Origin of the sequence: Cohnella sp. GCM10027633, assembly GCF_042675445.1 — a bacterium.
GTDB lineage: Bacteria > Bacillota > Bacilli > Paenibacillales > Paenibacillaceae > Cohnella.
Window position 1 is genome coordinate 155809 of record NZ_JBHTGV010000003.1, and the last position, 15005, is coordinate 170813.

A 15005-nucleotide genomic window follows, 5' to 3' on the forward strand; every position below is an offset into this window, starting at 1 on the left:
TTTTAAACCCATATAAATCGGGGCGTATCGGCAAGTTACTATCCTCTTCCTTCACGATATCCGCTAGGTCGAACCCATTCTCCCGCGAGTTAAATATGACCCTCAGGAACCATTTGTTATCTTTAGATCTCCAGCAACATATAAAAATCGCCCAAGTGCCGAGACCTTGGGCGATTTCATTATTCTTCAGTTTGCACTTCATATTCATCAACATCGAAAGCAAGGATCTTATCGAAGATTACATATTCTGTACGCGACTTAAAGGGACCCTTATTCCATGTTTTCGTGAACGCATACTTAGATGGCCCGGTTCCTGCATCCTTTGCATCGTACCAATTGAGGAAGGCATTCAATTCTAAAGTTGAAAGGTCGTATTCTCTGACCTGTCCTCCGGAGATGTTAATCGTCAGGATAACGCGTCCCGTATCCGGTTCTGTCGGAGTAGGATAACCAAAAACATCTAATTCCCATATCGTCATTGCTACTTTCGGTTTGAATACTACTTTGTAAACGCTATTTATAGGTTGAGGAAGCGAAACATGTTGAGTAGCAGTACTGTTATTCCATAGAAAATGGACGGTATCAATTAATAGATTTTGACTATCATACAACAATAGATCTACATCGTAGTTTGCTTTCATTTTAAATGCAGTAATTGTAGTTGCAGAGGCAAATTCATACCAAACGTAGTTGCTTCCATGTATTCCTGCACTAGTGTTTTCATTATTGTCTGTATACTCATCAGTGATGGTATCTACATAATCTTTCAGCGGATTGGGTGCAATTAACCCTCCTTCATAAGCTGAAGCCTTGTCCCCGAATGTGAAAAGCGAAAAAATAAGAGAAAAGCATAAAACAAAACTAAATATCTTTCTCATTTGAACCCCTCCTATAACGTAGTGACTACATCATAAGATGAAAATACAAGCATTTACAGACTGTTTTTCGACAATTAATTACATTATTCTGGAAGGTTGAAATCAAAATTATGGAAACATTGGTATCAAGGAGGTTTGTTTCCTTCCCGATACCAAGCCCTAAGAACCGGATAAAAGAATAACGCCCAAGAGCCTAGGCCCCTGGGCGTTATTCCTACTCTTCATCTGGCGCTTCATATTCATCAACATCGAACGTAAGGATCTTATCGAAGATCACATATTCGGTACGCGACTTGAATGGCCCCTTATTCCATGTCTTTGTGAATGCATATTTCGCCGGGCCGGCACCTAAATCTTTAGCATCGTACCAATTCAAAAATGCATTCAATTCAACTTCTGACAGGTCATACTCCTTAATCTGACCTCCAGATATATAAATCGTAAGAAGTGCTCTACCTTCAGAAGTAGGCGTTGCCGATGCTTCATTCGAATTCTCGGTTTCGACACCGGAACTGGTAGCTGTGACCACATAATAGTAGGTTACTCCCACTTCCACATCATTATCCGTAAGAGTACTTCCACTAAAATTGGAAGCAAGTGTAGTATACGGCCCTCCCGATTGTGTAGATCTTTTTACGACGTAGGAAGTAGCATTAGGCGAGACTGTCCAAGTCAAGATATTGCTATTGTCGGCACCTGTAGCAGTCAGTGACACACCATCGAGCGTAATAAGCAATAATGTCTCGTTTGTTATTTCGCCCGCTACTACAGTGCCTCCCCCAACTACGTAGATTTCCCCATCTATAGTCGCCGTTCCGAAGGAGGTTATTTTATTCTTCATATTGAACGAAGTGCTCCATGTATCGTTTGCTATATCGTATAAGTGAACAGCCCCAGAAGGTCCATTACTAAACGTATAAATCGTATTTCCTAATACAGCTGTAGAACCGCCATATAAAGCAGGTAAGGATTGTTTGGTCGTATATGAATTTGTTCCAGGCACATACTCCCATACTAACCTATCTGTTGTATCGCTAATAATGAAGATTCTACCATTGACGTCTGCTGCACCAGTAGCTTTAGATGAAAATGGCATGTTTTGAAGGGCTGTCCAAGTATTGCTTGCCGGATCATACCTATACGCTTCTTTTGAGCCTTCATATAAATAGTTTTGTCCGCCAAAGTAGTAAATACTTCCCCCCGATGCAACAGCTCCAGCCCATGCACGCCCTGACGGGACTTCCTGTCCTAATGACCATGCATCCGTTGCTGGGTCATAAATTTCAACTAAACGAAGGTAGGCAAGATTACTATCGTACCCTCCGATTACATAAATCTTACCATTTAGTGATACAGCTCTCGCAGCTGTTCGTGCTTTGCTCATACTTGTTTTTGCAGTCCAAGTATTATTCGATGGATCGTACACGTAAGTCTTGTCAGATTTCGTTCCGTCAACTGCTCCTACCGCACTACTGCCGTATGATCCCCCAAACACGTATACTTTTCCACCATGCTCCACCACCGCAGCTCCGGCTAGAGCTACAGGCATATTCGCCTTATTAGCCCATCCATAGGTTTGGCTTGCGGATGTAATTGAAACTAGCAAAGAACTAAACATGATGACGAAACTCAAAATGACTTTAAGAGCCAGTGAATACCTTTTCATTTTGTATCCTCCGTTTGTTGTGAAATAATCAATCAAAATCGTAACGTAATCGACAGGAAACAAACAGTCTATTTTTCCACATTTTTCTGCATTAAAATTGAAGATTAGATAATTTACGAGAGCTAATACACCTTCTTTCTTTGCCCACTCCACGTTCAGCCTATTCCGCAGATAAATATCGTTGTCGTGGTTATTTGGGCTTTTCGCGCATGCAAAAATAACCCGAGAACAAATGCCCCGGGTTAATTTATTGTCCCCCTACAACAACATTTACGCCCCCCGCTTCATCGCCCTAAGCACCACCGCGATCGCCCGCCAACCTTCCTCGCTGAACCGGGGATCCTTTATCAACCCGCCCAAGTCCGTACTGCCGAACTCCGCGATGAACCAATCCGGCGCTGGCCCCTTCAGTTCCAACTTGGCCACGCGCGACGCCAGCGCATCGAACGCGGCCTTCTCTTCCTTCGTCATCGGTAAATCCTCCTCCGCCACCAAAGGCGCATCGTATCGGGTCAATCCGAAATTCGCGATGATATTGATCAACTTGTCCGCATAGCGCGGATCCGTGGCATAACCGCTGACCTGCAGCGCCTTCGCCTGCTCCGATGGGGTTTGCGCCGCGCGAACGGGCGCATAGCGCGGAGCGTTGAACAACAGAGCCTGATCCTTGAAAAAAGCATACGCCGACGCATACGCGCGCCAGTTCGCCGTCGTGTTCACCGTAACTCCGTTGTACACTTCTCGGGTCGCCGTGTTGACGCTGCTTCCGTCCCAGTAAGGCGTCAACCTGCCGCTGCCGACCTTATATCCGCCGAGGTTGTTCCAAGAGGGCACGCTGCCTCCCGTCTCCAACCAGGTCTGAGCGATCGAGACGGAGGGGAACAACGTCCCCCCTTCCAGGCGAACCCGCCGCACGACGGGAGCAACAAGCTCTACGAACGTAGCCGAACCGTACTTGGTATAACTCGCCAACATCCTCCACCTCCCCTACTATTCTTTCATTCATCATATGGAAGTTTGTCCGAATGCGTAACGGCTTCTTCTACGAGTTCTACTACTTCCATGACGAATATCTTGGTTCATTCGCATATGTATAGGGTATAAACACTAGTGCCCGTCCCGTTATATTTAACCGCCCCGAAACGTCCGCTTCATTTCCCCTTAACGCTGCGCCGTTACACTCTATCCTATGGAGGTGAATCTATGTATTACGATGAAGACCGCGAACCTTACGAAGAGCCGATTATCGAAGAAGACAAAGCCAATGTCCTCTGACATTGCTTTTTTCATATCCGTACCAGTAACGCATAACAACGAACACCCCCGCCCGGCAAAAGCCAAGCGGGGGTGTTGTTCATAAAAAACCTCTAATGCCTTCCTTCCAACAGCGCCAACACTTCCTGCTTCAGCGAGATGAACGCAGGATCCGTCCAGACGTCGCCGCGCCTCGGTCTCTCGAACGGCACGACGATTTCGCGTACGACGCGAGCCGGAGCGGGCGAGAGCACGTAGATGCGGTCCGACAGCAGCAGCGCCTCTTCGATGCTATGCGTGATGAACAGAACGGACCGGCGATCCGCCTCCCACAGCTCGAGCAGCCACTTCTGCATGTCCGCTCGCGTCAGCGCGTCGAGCGCCGCGAAGGGCTCGTCGAGACACATCAAGTCCCGCTTCATGAGCAGCGCGCGCAGGAACGACACGCGTTGCTGCATGCCGCCCGACAGGACGTGGGGATACTCCCCGGCGACGCCCGCCATGCCGATGCGCGCCAGCCAATCCGCAGCCTGTCGCTTCGCTTCCCGCTTCGGCGTCCCCGACGTGACGAGCGCCGACGATACGTTGCCCTCGACCGTCAACCATGGGAACAGCGCGGCCTGCTGCGGCATGTAGCTGATAAGGCCGCGCTTGCCGGTCGATTCTTTGCCGTCGATGAGCACGCACCCTCCGTCCGGCCGTTCGACGCCGCCGATCAAGCGGAACAGCGTCGACTTGCCGCTGCCCGAAGGTCCGATCAGCGTTACGAATTCTCCCGCGCCGACTCGAATAGACAACTCGTTCAATACGGGGAATTTCTCTTTGCCGCGCATGTATGCCTTGGACAGACGCTCGACGACGAGTCTGTCGGCCCGACCCGCGATATCATTCGAAGATCCGATCATCTCGACACCGCCTTCCATCCGCCCCGGGAGCGCGGGCGCCACCGGATGACGAGCTTCTCGAGCAGCGCGACGACGCCGAAGAACGCGATGCTTAGCGCCACGATGCAGACGATCGAACCGAACATCGCCGGCATGTCGAACCCTTTGAACTTCAACTGCAGGTAATAGCCGATTCCCTTGTTCGCGCCGAGCCACTCCGCGACGATGGCGGAGGACACGACGTACGTGGCCGCGATTTTCAGCCCGGAGAACATATAGGGAAGCGATGCCGGGAGCTCCAGCCGCTTCAGCTTCTCCCAGCGAGTCGCCCCGATCATCCCCAGGTACTCGCGCAAGTGCGGTTCGGCTTGCCCGAGTCCCGTCAGCATCGACAACGTCACCGGGAAGAAGGTGACGATGACGAGCAAGATCAGCTTCGGCGTCAAGTAATAACCGAACCAGATCATGAGCAGCGGACCGAGCGCGATAAGCGGAACGTTCTGCGAGATGACGAGCAGAGGCGCAAGCGCCTCGCGCAGCAGCGGGACGACATGGATGATCATCGCGAGCGCGACGCCGACGACGAGTCCTAGGCCCAGCCCCATTAGCGCCAACGCCAGCGTCGCTTTGAAATGCATCCATAACAGCTCGCGGTCCTCTGCCATTCGGACGGCAATGTCCGAAGGCGAAGGCAGCGTGTACTCGGCAATACCGGATAAATAACAATACAATTGCCAGATGCCGATGAAAGCGGCCAGCGCCGCGACCGGCAGCCCGATCGTTCGCAGCGCGTTATTGCCCATCCGGATACTTCTTCAGTTGACGGGCGATAGACGCCTCTCCCGCCTTGTTGATCGCGAGCTTGATATGGGAGATGACTTGCGGACTGCCCATCTCGAACATCGCGTCGTTCATCCGTTTCACGATGCCGATCAGCTCGTCGACGTCGCCTTCCATCGTCGTCTCCATCGGACCGACGCGGTAGACGACGCCCGAAGACTTGATAATCTCGATCGCGCGATCCACGTACGGAATCACTTCCTCGCCCGGATTGACCCGCGGCGAAATCTGAATGCTTAACATCGCTTGCGCCATCTGAGAACAGCTCCTTCGGCTCTTGTTTATTTAGGCAAAAATTCGGTCGTAAACATCGCGTCGTAATCGAGGTCTTTCTCCATCAGCTTGTTCTGCATCAGCCAGTCCCCGTAACCGGACCATACTTCCAGCTTCTGCTCGCCCCAGCGCGGCGCGTCGTCCTTGTACTTCGGACTGAGCCACTTCTGGCTGGCCTTCACGAGCTCCGCGTTAACTTCCGGCACCGCCTTGATGAGCACGTCCGCAGCCTCGTTCGGATGGTCGATCGCGTATTGATACCCTTCGGATGCGCCGGCGAGGAACGCGCGCACGACGTCCGGCTTGTCCTCGATGACCTTCTCGCTCGTCAGGATAAGCGGCGTATAGTAATCCAATTGCTTGCTGTAATCGGTCAGATACACCATGTTGACGGGCTCGCCCCGCAGCTCCGCCTCGATGCCGGTCCAGCCGTAGAAAATCCACTCGAAGTCGATGTCCTTCTTCACGGCCGTGAAGAAGTCCGCGGAGCCCGCGTTAACGAAGTTCACCTTCTTCACGTCCGCGCCCTGCACATTCATCATCGAGCCGATGACCGCTTCCTCTGCCGGCGATCCCCAGCCTCCGTACGTCTTGCCTTCGAAGTCTTTCGGCTCCTTGATATTGCGGTCGACCGGCGAAGCGAAGCCCGACGTGTTATGCTGGATGATCGGCGCGATCGAGACGAGCGGCAGCCCTTGCTCCCGCGCCAGAATCATGCTCTCTTGCGCGCCGATGCCGAATTCCGCCGTTCCCCCCGCGACGAGCGCGCTCGCCCCCGCTTCCGGCGGTTGGATAATCTCGACTTCGAGGCCGTGCTTCTTCCACAAGCCTTGCTCCTGCGCCACGTACAAGCCGGTATGGTTCGTGTTCGGCGTCCAATCGAGCACGAGCGTCACCTTCTGCAGCTCGCCCTCCGCCGTCTCTTTGTCGTTGCCGCCGCAGCCCGCCAGCAGCATCGTCCCCGCGATCGCGAGCACCCCTAACCTTGTCCAACTCTTCTTCGTTCCGTACATGCTTCTCTCCCTCTCCCGATTGCGATTCAGACAGTTCGAGCGGCACGATAAACAAAATAACGCCCCCCGATTCCGGAGGGCGTCTCAATGACAACGACGTATAGCACGACGGTTGAACCGCCATGCTCCCACCTTCCTACGCTGGTACTAACCAGATCAGGTATAAGGGTCTGCATCTACATTGGGATGCACTCTCAGCCGGCCTTGCTCCAGCTCCCCCGGGGCTTATTCGATTATAATGCCTATCGACTATCTCCCTTATTATAACAAAGGATCCCGCGTTGTCTATCCTTTATCGGAACATCGACCATAACTTGATCAAGTGCAGCGGATTGTTCGGGTCGATCTTCTGAGAGATCACGAAGCCGACCAACTGCTCCTCCAGCGCGTCCGTAAGCGGCTCGTTCAAGATGCGCGCGAACGACTTGACCCATTTGCGCACTTTCACGCGGTCTTGCAAATCGTATTTCGTCACGCCTTCCAACTGCGCCTTGATCCGTTCCTTGACGGCGGGATTTTTCATCTTCGTCTTGACCCGCTCCACGAAATCCGGCCGTATGCCGTGCTTCTGCCAGCTCATTTGCCCGGTATGCCCCCTTTCGGCAGCTATTCCGTTCATCTTATGCCGAGGGTTGGCGGATCATGACAGCGGCATCGGCCCGGTTCTTACGCTTAGAGGCGTCAGTCAAGCGGCTCGGACTGCTCCGCCGCTTCCCGCTGCAAGTAATCCCTGAGCGGTTGGTAAGACGGCGAGCTCCAGAACGATTCTTTCGCCGTCAGCTCGGCCGCGTCGTCACGCGCCTGCTCGAGCACCTCGAAGTCGTTCAGCAAGTTCGCGAGCCGGAACTCCGGCATGCCGCTCTGCTTCGTCCCGAAAAACTCGCCCGGACCGCGCAGCTCCAAGTCGCGCCTCGAAATCTCGAAGCCGTCGTCCGTATCGGTCATCGCCTTCATACGCTCTTGCCCGTTCTCGGACTTCGGGTCGGCGATCAGAATGCAATAAGATTGGTGGGCGCCGCGGCCGACGCGGCCGCGCAGCTGGTGGAGCTGGGACAAGCCGAACCGATCGGCGTCCATGACGATCATGAGCGTCGCGTTCGGCACGTCGACGCCGACCTCGATAACCGTCGTGGAGACGAGCACGGTCGTCTCTCCGGCGGCGAAGGCGCCCATCGTCGCCTCTTTTTCGGCGGCGGACATACGCCCGTGGAGCAAGCCGACCGTCAGCTCCGGCAACGACTGCAGCAGTTGCATATGAAGGTCGATCGCGTTCTGGACATCCAGCTTCTCGGACTCCTCGATCAGCGGACAGATGAAGAACGACTGACGGCCCGCTTCCGCTTCCTTGCGGATGAAGCCGAGCACGCGGTCCATCATCTCCTTCTTCACCCAGAACGTCCGAATCGGCAGACGTCCCTTCGGACGTTCCCGGAGCGTCGACACGTCCATATCGCCGAATACCGATATCGCGAGCGTACGCGGAATCGGCGTAGCCGTCATCGTCAGCACGTCGGGACTCATCCCTTTGCGACGCAAAATGCTGCGCTGGTTAACGCCGAACCGGTGCTGCTCGTCCGTCACGACGAGCCCGAGGCTGCGGAAGAAGACGTCTTCCTGGATAAGCGCGTGCGTCCCGACGACGATGTCGAGCAGCCCCATCTGCAGCGAGGCAAGCACGTCCCTCCGCTTGCGGTCGGTCATGCTGCCGGTGAGCAGACCGACTTGGATGCCGAGCGGCTCGAACATCTTGCCGAGCGAGCGCGCGTGCTGCTCCGCCAAGATCTCCGTAGGCACCATCAGCGCGCCTTGATGACCTGCCTTCACCGTCGCGTACAGCGCGACCGCCGCCACCACCGTCTTGCCCGCGCCGACGTCGCCCTGCAGCAGCCGGTTCATCATGAACGGCTGCTTCATGTCGTGCAAGATTTCGTTGATGACCTGCTTCTGCGAATCGGTCAACGCGAACGGCAGCCGCCCGACGAAGCCTCGAATATCGTCGTTGTCGACCGGGTGGACGATGCCGACCTGTTGCTTATGATGCGTCACCCGATACGCCTGAAGCTTGAGTTGGAACAGGAACAGCTCCTCGTATACCATGCGTCGGCGCGCTTCCTGCCCCTCATGGGTGTTCTCCGGCCGGTGGATGCGAATGATCGCTTCTCTCCGCGGGATGAGCCCGTGACGGTCGACGAGCTCCGCCGGAAGCAGCTCGGGAATGAGCGCTCCGTATTGCGTCAGCGCCTTGTCGATCGCCTTGCGCATGTAAGCCTGCGTAATCGTGCCGCCGATCGAGTAGACCGGCTGCAGCGTACCCGACTTCGAAGCGCCGCGATCCGGGAATTCCGAATCCGCGACCGTAATCTGCCGCCTTCGCCCTTCCCACTTGCCCGACACGATAATGTCGCGCCCGACGGTCAGTTGCTCTTGCAGGAATCCGCGATTGAACCAGACCGCCGTCAGCAGCATGCCTTCGACCGTCATTCTGCACATGAGCCGCGACTTACCTCCGTACCGCTGGTGCGTAGGCATCGCGGCGATCGTGCCCTGTACCGTGATTTTCTCCCCGTCCTTCACCTCGGCGAGCGAACGGATCCGGTAATCCTCGTAGCGGAACGGGTAATGCTCGATCAACTCTCCTACCGATGAAATACCTAAGGCGTGAAGCTCCTCCGCTTTCTTGGAGCTCACGCCTTGAAGTTTCACCAGTGGGGTCTCGAATAATGGGGATGTCATAAGACCAACCTCTTTACGTTACTTCATGCCCGGATGATGAATAGGCCGAGGGTCCCGGGTCCGGCATGGGCGCCGATAACCGGTCCGATCTCGGTTTCTTGATATTGCGCGACGTTGAGCTTACCCTTCAGCAGCTCCGCCATGTCGTCCACGCCCGCTTCGAAGCCCGGCGTCTTGGCGATCGTCAGATTGACCGGATCGCCCTTGAACTCCTCCTCGAGCAGTTCCGCGATTCGGGCGACCGCCCGCTTCTGTCCGCGCGCCTTCTCGAACGGGTAGACGTAGCCTTCGTCGTCGATCGACAGGATCGGCTTGATGTTCAGCAGCGTGCCGATGACGGCCGATGCCTTGCCGATGCGGCCGCCCTTCTGCAAGTACTCGAGCGTATCGACGAGAAAATAGAGGCGCATCGACTCCCGCATCCTCAATACTTCGGCGACGATCTGATCCTTGGACGCTCCGGATTGCGCCATCTTGGCCGCCGCGACGACGAGCATGCCGTAGCCGTAGGACGCGGACCGCGAATCGATAATCGTAACGTCCGCGTCGTCGTCGAGCATCGACTTGGCGATGAGCGCGGATTGGTACGTGCCGCTGAGTACCGAGGAGAGCGATACGCATACGACAGGGCGTCCTTGCTCGAGAAGCTTCTTGAACGTCTCGAGGAAGTCGGAAGGCGATGGCTGGGACGACTTGGCCAGCTCGTTCGAAGACGTCAGCTTCTCGTAAAATTGCTTAGGCGTCAGCTCGATATTGTCGAGATACGTCTCTCCGCCGATGATGACCCTCAAGGGCACCATCGCGATATCCAGCTCGGTGCGCACCGCGAGCGGAATATCCGCGGTGCTGTCGGTTACCAGTGCAACGTTAGCCATGTGCTCGTCCTCCATTCGCGTATTCGGATCTTTAATTCTCTACCGCGAACAAATACGGATACAGCGGTTGTCCGCCTTCGTGCACTTCGACCTCGGCGTCGGGATATTGCGCGGCCAACCATTCGCAGAGCCGATCCGTCGTCTCTTCGTCGGCGCCTTCGCCGGTAAGAACCGTGATCATGTCGCTGTCCGGAGTGAGAAGCGCGGCTGCCAATAGGCGGCACGCGTCTTCGAGCGAAGCGGACGATACGACGATCGTCTTGTCCTTGATGCCGATATATTGGCCGTCCTTGATGTCGATGCCGTCCATGACCGTGTCTCTGACCGCTTGCGTCACTTGGCCCGTGACGACCCGTTGCGCCGCCTTGGTCATGCGCGCCGTGTTGGTCGCTTCCGAATCGTTCTCCTGGAACGCGAGCATCGCCGCCAAGCCTTGAGGTATCGTGCGGGTCGGCAGCACCGTTACGGGTCTTTCGGCCAGCTCGGCCGCCTGCTTCGCAGCCATGACGATGTTCGGATTGTTCGGCAGCACGTAGACGTGCTGGGCCGACAAGGACGCGATCGCTCCGAGCAAATCCTCGGTGCTCGGGTTCATGCTCTGGCCGCCGGACAAGACGATATCGACGCCGAGGCTCTTGAACAGCTCCGCGTTGCCCTCTCCCACGCTCACGACGACGACGCCGTAATCGGCCATCTCGTAGGCGTCGGGGTTCGGCTGCTCGCTCTCCGGCGAAGGAGCAATCGAAGGCAGAGCGACGACGCCCGGCAGCGCGTAATCGACCGTCGGTTGGACGGCCGCCGCGCTCGGCGCGGCCTGATGAGGCGCAGCCTGCTCGGCTTGCGGCTGCAGCAGCTCGCGATGCTGCTCCTGCATGTTCAGGATATGAATGTGCGTAATGTGGCCGTAAGCGATCGCCGCGTTCATCACGTCGCCCGGGCGGCGCGAATGAACGTGGACTTTCACGATGTTGTCGTCCTCGATCAGAATGATCGAATCGCCGTCGCGCTCGAGCGCTTGACGGAACGCGCGCTCCGGGAACGGCGCCGAGGTCGAGTAACGTTGAATGAAAAATTCCATGTCGTACGGGAATTCGATGCTCTCCGTCGCGATCTTCGACTGCGCGGATGCGTTGACCGCCGCGGCCGGTATCGCCGGCTTAGCCGCGAACGTAGGCGCGGCCTGCGGCGTCGGGGCCGCGACGTAAGGCTCGCCGGCCGAATCCGGCGATGCGCCCGACCGCAAGTAATCGAGGAAGCCCTCGTAGATGTACACCAAGCCTTGGCCGCCGGAATCGACGACGCCGACTTGCTTCAGGATCGGCAGCATCTCCTGCGTGCGCGCGAGCGTCTCGAGGGATTTCGCGTGCACCTCGCCCATCCATTCGACGATATCCGAAGTGCGGCGGGAAGCGAGCAGCCCGTGGCGCGCGGCTTCCTTCGCGACGGTCAGGATCGTCCCTTCGACCGGCTTGACGACCGCTTTGTAAGCGGTATCAACTCCTTGCTGCAAAGCGTTGGCGAACATCGGGACGTTCAGCTCCCGCCCGCCCGCGACCGCGCGGGAGAACCCGCGGAACAGCTGCGACAGAATGACGCCGGAGTTGCCTCGCGCGCCCATAAGCAGACCTTTGGATAATACCTCGGCCGCCTTGCCGACATCGTCGGTCGGTTTATTGGTTAATTCGGCCACGCCGGCCGACATCGTTAAATTCATATTCGTTCCCGTATCGCCGTCCGGCACGGGAAACACGTTCAGGGCGTTAACGCGCTCGGCGTTGGCGGACAACCGATTCGCGCCGTTCACGACCATGGCCGCCCATTCGAATCCGTTCAAGTAGCGCTTGCTCAATGATGAATTCCCCTTCCTGTCTCTACGATCGAAAGCAGCCGCCCTCGAGAGGCGCTGCCTCCGGTCCTTCTAGCGCATCACGCGGACGCCTTGAACGTTAATGTTCACGTAATCGACCTTCAGACCCACGACTTCCTCCAGCACGTACTTCACCTTCGACTGGATGTTGTGGGCGACTTCGGAGATCTTCGTTCCGTAGCTGACGATGACGTACAGATCGAGATGAACGCGCTCCGCTTCATGGCGCACTTCCACGCCTCGGGACAAGTTCTCCCGTCCGAGCAGTTCCGCGATGCCGTCCTTCAAGCCTTTACGGGAAGCCATTCCGACAAGCCCATAACAATCGAGTGCCGCCGAACCCGCAATGACCGCGATCACTTGATCGGCTACATCTATTTTTCCGTTTTCCGAGGCCAGTTGCATAGGCATGGAAATTCACTCCTTTATGCCTGTATTATGGACCATACTTCATTGTACTATAAAAAAACGGCAGAATGAAGCCGTTTTCTCGCGAAATCGCGTTTCTTCGCGTTGTCTCCCGTTGATGCGCCTAATAAGCATTGCAACGCCACTTTCCCTATGCTATTATAGTGTAGTGTTTGTATGGACGTGGCAGGGAGGTGTATGTTTAGTGGCTCGTAAATGTTATATCACAGGGAAAAAGCCGGGTTCCGGCAACAACAAGTCTCACGCGAATAACACGACCCGCCGTACTTATGGGGTTAACGTACAAAAAGTTCGCATTCTGGTGAACGGCAAGCCGAAGCGCGTATTCGTCAGCGCTCGCGCCCTGAAATCCGGTCTCGTAACCCGCGTATAAGGGAATAAGGGTGCTTTCGCCGCCCATGCATAAACGAGCGCCGCCAACCTTACGGGAGGCGGCTTTTCGTTTGTGCCGCCAGAAGAAAAAACCGTCAGACGAATCTGACGGTTTTTTTGCGCATCCAGAGCCCGCGACGTGCTTCGTCAGCTTTTGTGAAACGTGTTCAAAATGGCTTTGACGAAGCCGCCCAGAAATTTCGGCAGCTTGATGGTATAAAATTTCATCGTCCCATCCCTCCTCCGCAGGCTGAACCCTATCCGGCGTCACGGTTCCAACGCAGCTAATGGTTCAATGTATGCGGATTTCGCTTTGTCCTATTCCAGGTCGAATAGGAAAATGGGCCGAACTTCGAACTTCGGTCAGCGCAGCGAAGCGATCGCCTCGGCGCGGTTCGGATGGCCGAATATATAAGTGCCTGCGACGAGCGAATTCGCTCCCGCTTCCCTCACGAGCGCCGCCGTCTCGCGGTTGATGCCGCCGTCGACCTGAATATGGACGTCGCCGCGGCCGTGCCGCTCCAGCATATCGCGAAGCTGGCGCAGCTTCGGCAGCATGGAAGGCATGAACGATTGGCCGCCGAAGCCCGGATTGATCGTCATAATAAGCACGAGATCGACCTTGTCCAGCACGTACTCAAGCACCGATAGCGGCGTATGCGGATTCAGCGCGACGCCCGTTTTCATGCCGAGCTCGGCGATCTGCGTCAGCGTGCGGTCCAAGTGAACGCAAGCTTCGGGATGGACCGTCAACCGGTCGGCTCCCGCCGCCTTCAGCGCGGGGAACAACGTCTCCGGCTTCTCGACCATCAGGTGCACGTCGAACATCAGCTTCGTGCTACCGCGGATCATCGAGACGATCGGCGGACCGAACGTCAAGTTCGGCACGAAGTGGTTGTCCATAATATCGATATGTACCCAATCCGCTCCCGCCTCGTCGATGGAGCGCAATTCCTCTCCCAGCTTCGAGAAATCCGATGCCAATATCGATGGGGCTATAATCGTCATCTCTAGTACCTCCGTCTTGTCTCTTTCCATTCGGTCATGAAGCTCGCGTAATGGTCGTACCTGCTTCTCGCCACGTCGCCCCGCTCCAACGCTTCCCGCACGGCGCAGGAAGGCTCGTGGATATGCGTACAGCCGCGGAACTTGCAGCCGGACGACAGCTCCCGGAATTCCCGGAAGCAATCGCCGATCTGATCGATGCCGAGCTCCGCGAAGTCCAGCTGGCTGAAGCCCGGCGTGTCGGCCAAGTATCCGCCGCCGGAGAGCTCGACAAGCTCGACGTGGCGCGTCGTATGCTTGCCGCGGCCGAGCTTGTCGCTGATCTCGTTCGTCTCGAGCGTCAAGCCGGGAACGAGCGCGTTCAGCAACGAAGACTTGCCGACGCCGGACTGTCCGGCGAACACGTTAATGTGGCCGGCCAGCGCCTCGCGCAGAGCCTCGATGCCTTCCCCTTCGCGGGCGCTCGTCAACAGCACGTCGTAACCGATCGATTCGTACAGCTTGCGCGCCGTCTCTACGTCTCCGCGAATGCGATCTTCCTCATCCCCTTCGGGAATCCGGTCCATCTTCGTGAATACGAGCAGCGCGTCCATGCGCGCGTGCTCGGTATGCACGAGGAACTTGTCGAGCAGCGCCAAGCTCAGCTCGGGCCGAACGACGGAGAAGACGAGCACGGCCAGATCCGCGTTCGCGATCGGCGGACGAATCAGTTCGGATTCGCGCGCCAGAATCCGGTCGACGGTGCCCTCTCCGTTCTCGGTCAAACTATATTCGACGCGGTCTCCGACGAGCGGGGATTCGCCCCTCTTCTTGAAGATGCCGCGCGCGCGGCATTGGACGAGCGTACCGCCGCCCTTCACGTAATAATATCCGCTGAGCGCTTTCGTGATTAAACCTTCGGGCATGCGATTACGGC

The 15005-nt window shown here is 56.3% G+C and carries 16 protein-coding genes and 1 riboswitch; of the genes, 1 reads left to right on the top strand and 15 read right to left on the bottom strand.

The features are described from left to right. Window positions 1-179 precede the first annotated feature (179 nt). The 12 genes from ACFQZG_RS09825 to ACFQZG_RS09880 all read right to left on the bottom strand — a co-directional run bounded on the left by ACFQZG_RS09825 (window position 180) and on the right by ACFQZG_RS09880 (window position 12694). Window positions 180-878 carry a hypothetical protein gene (locus tag ACFQZG_RS09825; RefSeq protein WP_378151887.1) on the bottom strand — a complete coding sequence of 233 codons (699 nt, stop codon included), beginning with the start codon at window positions 876-878 and terminating at the stop codon, window positions 180-182. Between the two features lie 214 nt (window positions 879-1092). Next, window positions 1093-2697 carry a Kelch repeat-containing protein gene (locus tag ACFQZG_RS09830; RefSeq protein ID WP_378151889.1) on the bottom strand — a complete coding sequence of 535 codons (1605 nt, stop codon included), beginning with the start codon at window positions 2695-2697 and terminating at the stop codon, window positions 1093-1095. Between the two features lie 117 nt (window positions 2698-2814). Then, on the bottom strand, window positions 2815-3519 hold the full coding sequence (locus ACFQZG_RS09835) for a glycoside hydrolase family 73 protein (protein ID WP_378151891.1): 705 nt from the start codon (window positions 3517-3519) through the stop codon (window positions 2815-2817). Between the two features lie 392 nt (window positions 3520-3911). Further along, the gene (locus tag ACFQZG_RS09840) at window positions 3912-4703 is read right to left on the bottom strand and encodes an ABC transporter ATP-binding protein (protein WP_378151893.1); all 792 of its coding nucleotides are present in this window, start codon (window positions 4701-4703) and stop codon (window positions 3912-3914) included. Continuing rightward, window positions 4700-5485 carry an ABC transporter permease gene (locus tag ACFQZG_RS09845; RefSeq protein ID WP_378151895.1) on the bottom strand — a complete coding sequence of 262 codons (786 nt, stop codon included), beginning with the start codon at window positions 5483-5485 and terminating at the stop codon, window positions 4700-4702. Before ACFQZG_RS09845 ends, ACFQZG_RS09840 begins: the two co-directional genes overlap by 4 nt. Then, on the bottom strand, window positions 5475-5777 hold the full coding sequence (locus ACFQZG_RS09850; protein WP_378151897.1) for a thiamine-binding protein: 303 nt from the start codon (window positions 5775-5777) through the stop codon (window positions 5475-5477). Before ACFQZG_RS09850 ends, ACFQZG_RS09845 begins: the two co-directional genes overlap by 11 nt. Window positions 5778-5803: 26 nt before the next feature. Then, on the bottom strand, window positions 5804-6808 hold the full coding sequence (locus ACFQZG_RS09855; protein WP_378151899.1) for an ABC transporter substrate-binding protein: 1005 nt from the start codon (window positions 6806-6808) through the stop codon (window positions 5804-5806). Window positions 6809-6924: 116 nt separating this feature from the next. Next, window positions 6925-7038, bottom strand: a riboswitch (TPP riboswitch). Window positions 7039-7100: 62 nt separating this feature from the next. Continuing rightward, window positions 7101-7388: a stage VI sporulation protein F gene (locus ACFQZG_RS09860; RefSeq protein ID WP_378151901.1), complete on the bottom strand. Its 288-nt coding sequence runs from the start codon at window positions 7386-7388 to the stop codon at window positions 7101-7103. A 101-nt stretch (window positions 7389-7489) separates the two neighbouring features. Then, window positions 7490-9541 (bottom strand): ATP-dependent DNA helicase RecG, encoded by a 2052-nt coding sequence (gene recG / locus ACFQZG_RS09865; RefSeq protein WP_378151903.1) that lies wholly within the window; start codon window positions 9539-9541, stop codon window positions 7490-7492. Between the two features lie 23 nt (window positions 9542-9564). Further along, window positions 9565-10416: a DegV family protein gene (locus tag ACFQZG_RS09870; protein ID WP_378151905.1), complete on the bottom strand. Its 852-nt coding sequence runs from the start codon at window positions 10414-10416 to the stop codon at window positions 9565-9567. Between the two features lie 31 nt (window positions 10417-10447). After that, window positions 10448-12265, bottom strand: a complete 1818-nt coding sequence (locus ACFQZG_RS09875; protein ID WP_378151907.1) for a DAK2 domain-containing protein — start codon at window positions 12263-12265, stop codon at window positions 10448-10450. Between the two features lie 69 nt (window positions 12266-12334). Next, entirely contained in the window at window positions 12335-12694 is a 360-nt protein-coding gene (locus ACFQZG_RS09880; protein ID WP_378151908.1) for an Asp23/Gls24 family envelope stress response protein, read from the bottom strand. A gap of 202 nt (window positions 12695-12896) precedes the next feature. Between ACFQZG_RS09880 and rpmB the strand changes: the two genes are divergently transcribed. Beyond that, the gene (rpmB, locus tag ACFQZG_RS09885; protein ID WP_378151910.1) at window positions 12897-13085 is read left to right on the top strand and encodes a 50S ribosomal protein L28; all 189 of its coding nucleotides are present in this window, start codon (window positions 12897-12899) and stop codon (window positions 13083-13085) included. 146 nt (window positions 13086-13231) lie between these two features. Here the strand turns inward: rpmB and spoVM are convergent, their stop codons facing one another. The 3 genes from spoVM to rsgA all read right to left on the bottom strand — a co-directional run bounded on the left by spoVM (window position 13232) and on the right by rsgA (window position 14994). After that, window positions 13232-13312 carry a stage V sporulation protein SpoVM gene (gene spoVM, locus ACFQZG_RS09890; RefSeq protein ID WP_019639080.1) on the bottom strand — a complete coding sequence of 27 codons (81 nt, stop codon included), beginning with the start codon at window positions 13310-13312 and terminating at the stop codon, window positions 13232-13234. Window positions 13313-13447: 135 nt separating this feature from the next. Continuing rightward, a complete protein-coding gene (rpe, locus tag ACFQZG_RS09895; RefSeq protein WP_378151912.1) occupies window positions 13448-14092 on the bottom strand; it encodes a ribulose-phosphate 3-epimerase in 645 nt (214 codons plus the stop codon). Between the two features lie 2 nt (window positions 14093-14094). Then, window positions 14095-14994 carry a ribosome small subunit-dependent GTPase A gene (rsgA, locus tag ACFQZG_RS09900; protein WP_378151914.1) on the bottom strand — a complete coding sequence of 300 codons (900 nt, stop codon included), beginning with the start codon at window positions 14992-14994 and terminating at the stop codon, window positions 14095-14097. Window positions 14995-15005: the final 11 nt, after the last annotated feature.

Coding starts and splice junctions, on each gene's coding strand:
- ACFQZG_RS09825 (WP_378151887.1), bottom strand. CDS start 878: ATGAGAAAGATATTTAGTTTTGTTTTATGCTTTTCTCTTATTTTTTCG.
- ACFQZG_RS09835 (WP_378151891.1), bottom strand. CDS start 3,519: ATGTTGGCGAGTTATACCAAGTACGGTTCGGCTACGTTCGTAGAGCTT.
- ACFQZG_RS09840 (WP_378151893.1), bottom strand. CDS start 4,703: ATGATCGGATCTTCGAATGATATCGCGGGTCGGGCCGACAGACTCGTC.
- ACFQZG_RS09845 (WP_378151895.1), bottom strand. CDS start 5,485: ATGGGCAATAACGCGCTGCGAACGATCGGGCTGCCGGTCGCGGCGCTG.
- ACFQZG_RS09850 (WP_378151897.1), bottom strand. CDS start 5,777: ATGGCGCAAGCGATGTTAAGCATTCAGATTTCGCCGCGGGTCAATCCG.
- ACFQZG_RS09855 (WP_378151899.1), bottom strand. CDS start 6,808: ATGTACGGAACGAAGAAGAGTTGGACAAGGTTAGGGGTGCTCGCGATC.
- ACFQZG_RS09860 (WP_378151901.1), bottom strand. CDS start 7,388: ATGAGCTGGCAGAAGCACGGCATACGGCCGGATTTCGTGGAGCGGGTC.
- recG (WP_378151903.1), bottom strand. CDS start 9,541: ATGACATCCCCATTATTCGAGACCCCACTGGTGAAACTTCAAGGCGTG.
- ACFQZG_RS09870 (WP_378151905.1), bottom strand. CDS start 10,416: ATGGCTAACGTTGCACTGGTAACCGACAGCACCGCGGATATTCCGCTC.
- ACFQZG_RS09880 (WP_378151908.1), bottom strand. CDS start 12,694: ATGCCTATGCAACTGGCCTCGGAAAACGGAAAAATAGATGTAGCCGAT.
- spoVM (WP_019639080.1), bottom strand. CDS start 13,312: ATGAAATTTTATACCATCAAGCTGCCGAAATTTCTGGGCGGCTTCGTC.
- rpe (WP_378151912.1), bottom strand. CDS start 14,092: ATGACGATTATAGCCCCATCGATATTGGCATCGGATTTCTCGAAGCTG.
- rsgA (WP_378151914.1), bottom strand. CDS start 14,994: ATGCCCGAAGGTTTAATCACGAAAGCGCTCAGCGGATATTATTACGTG.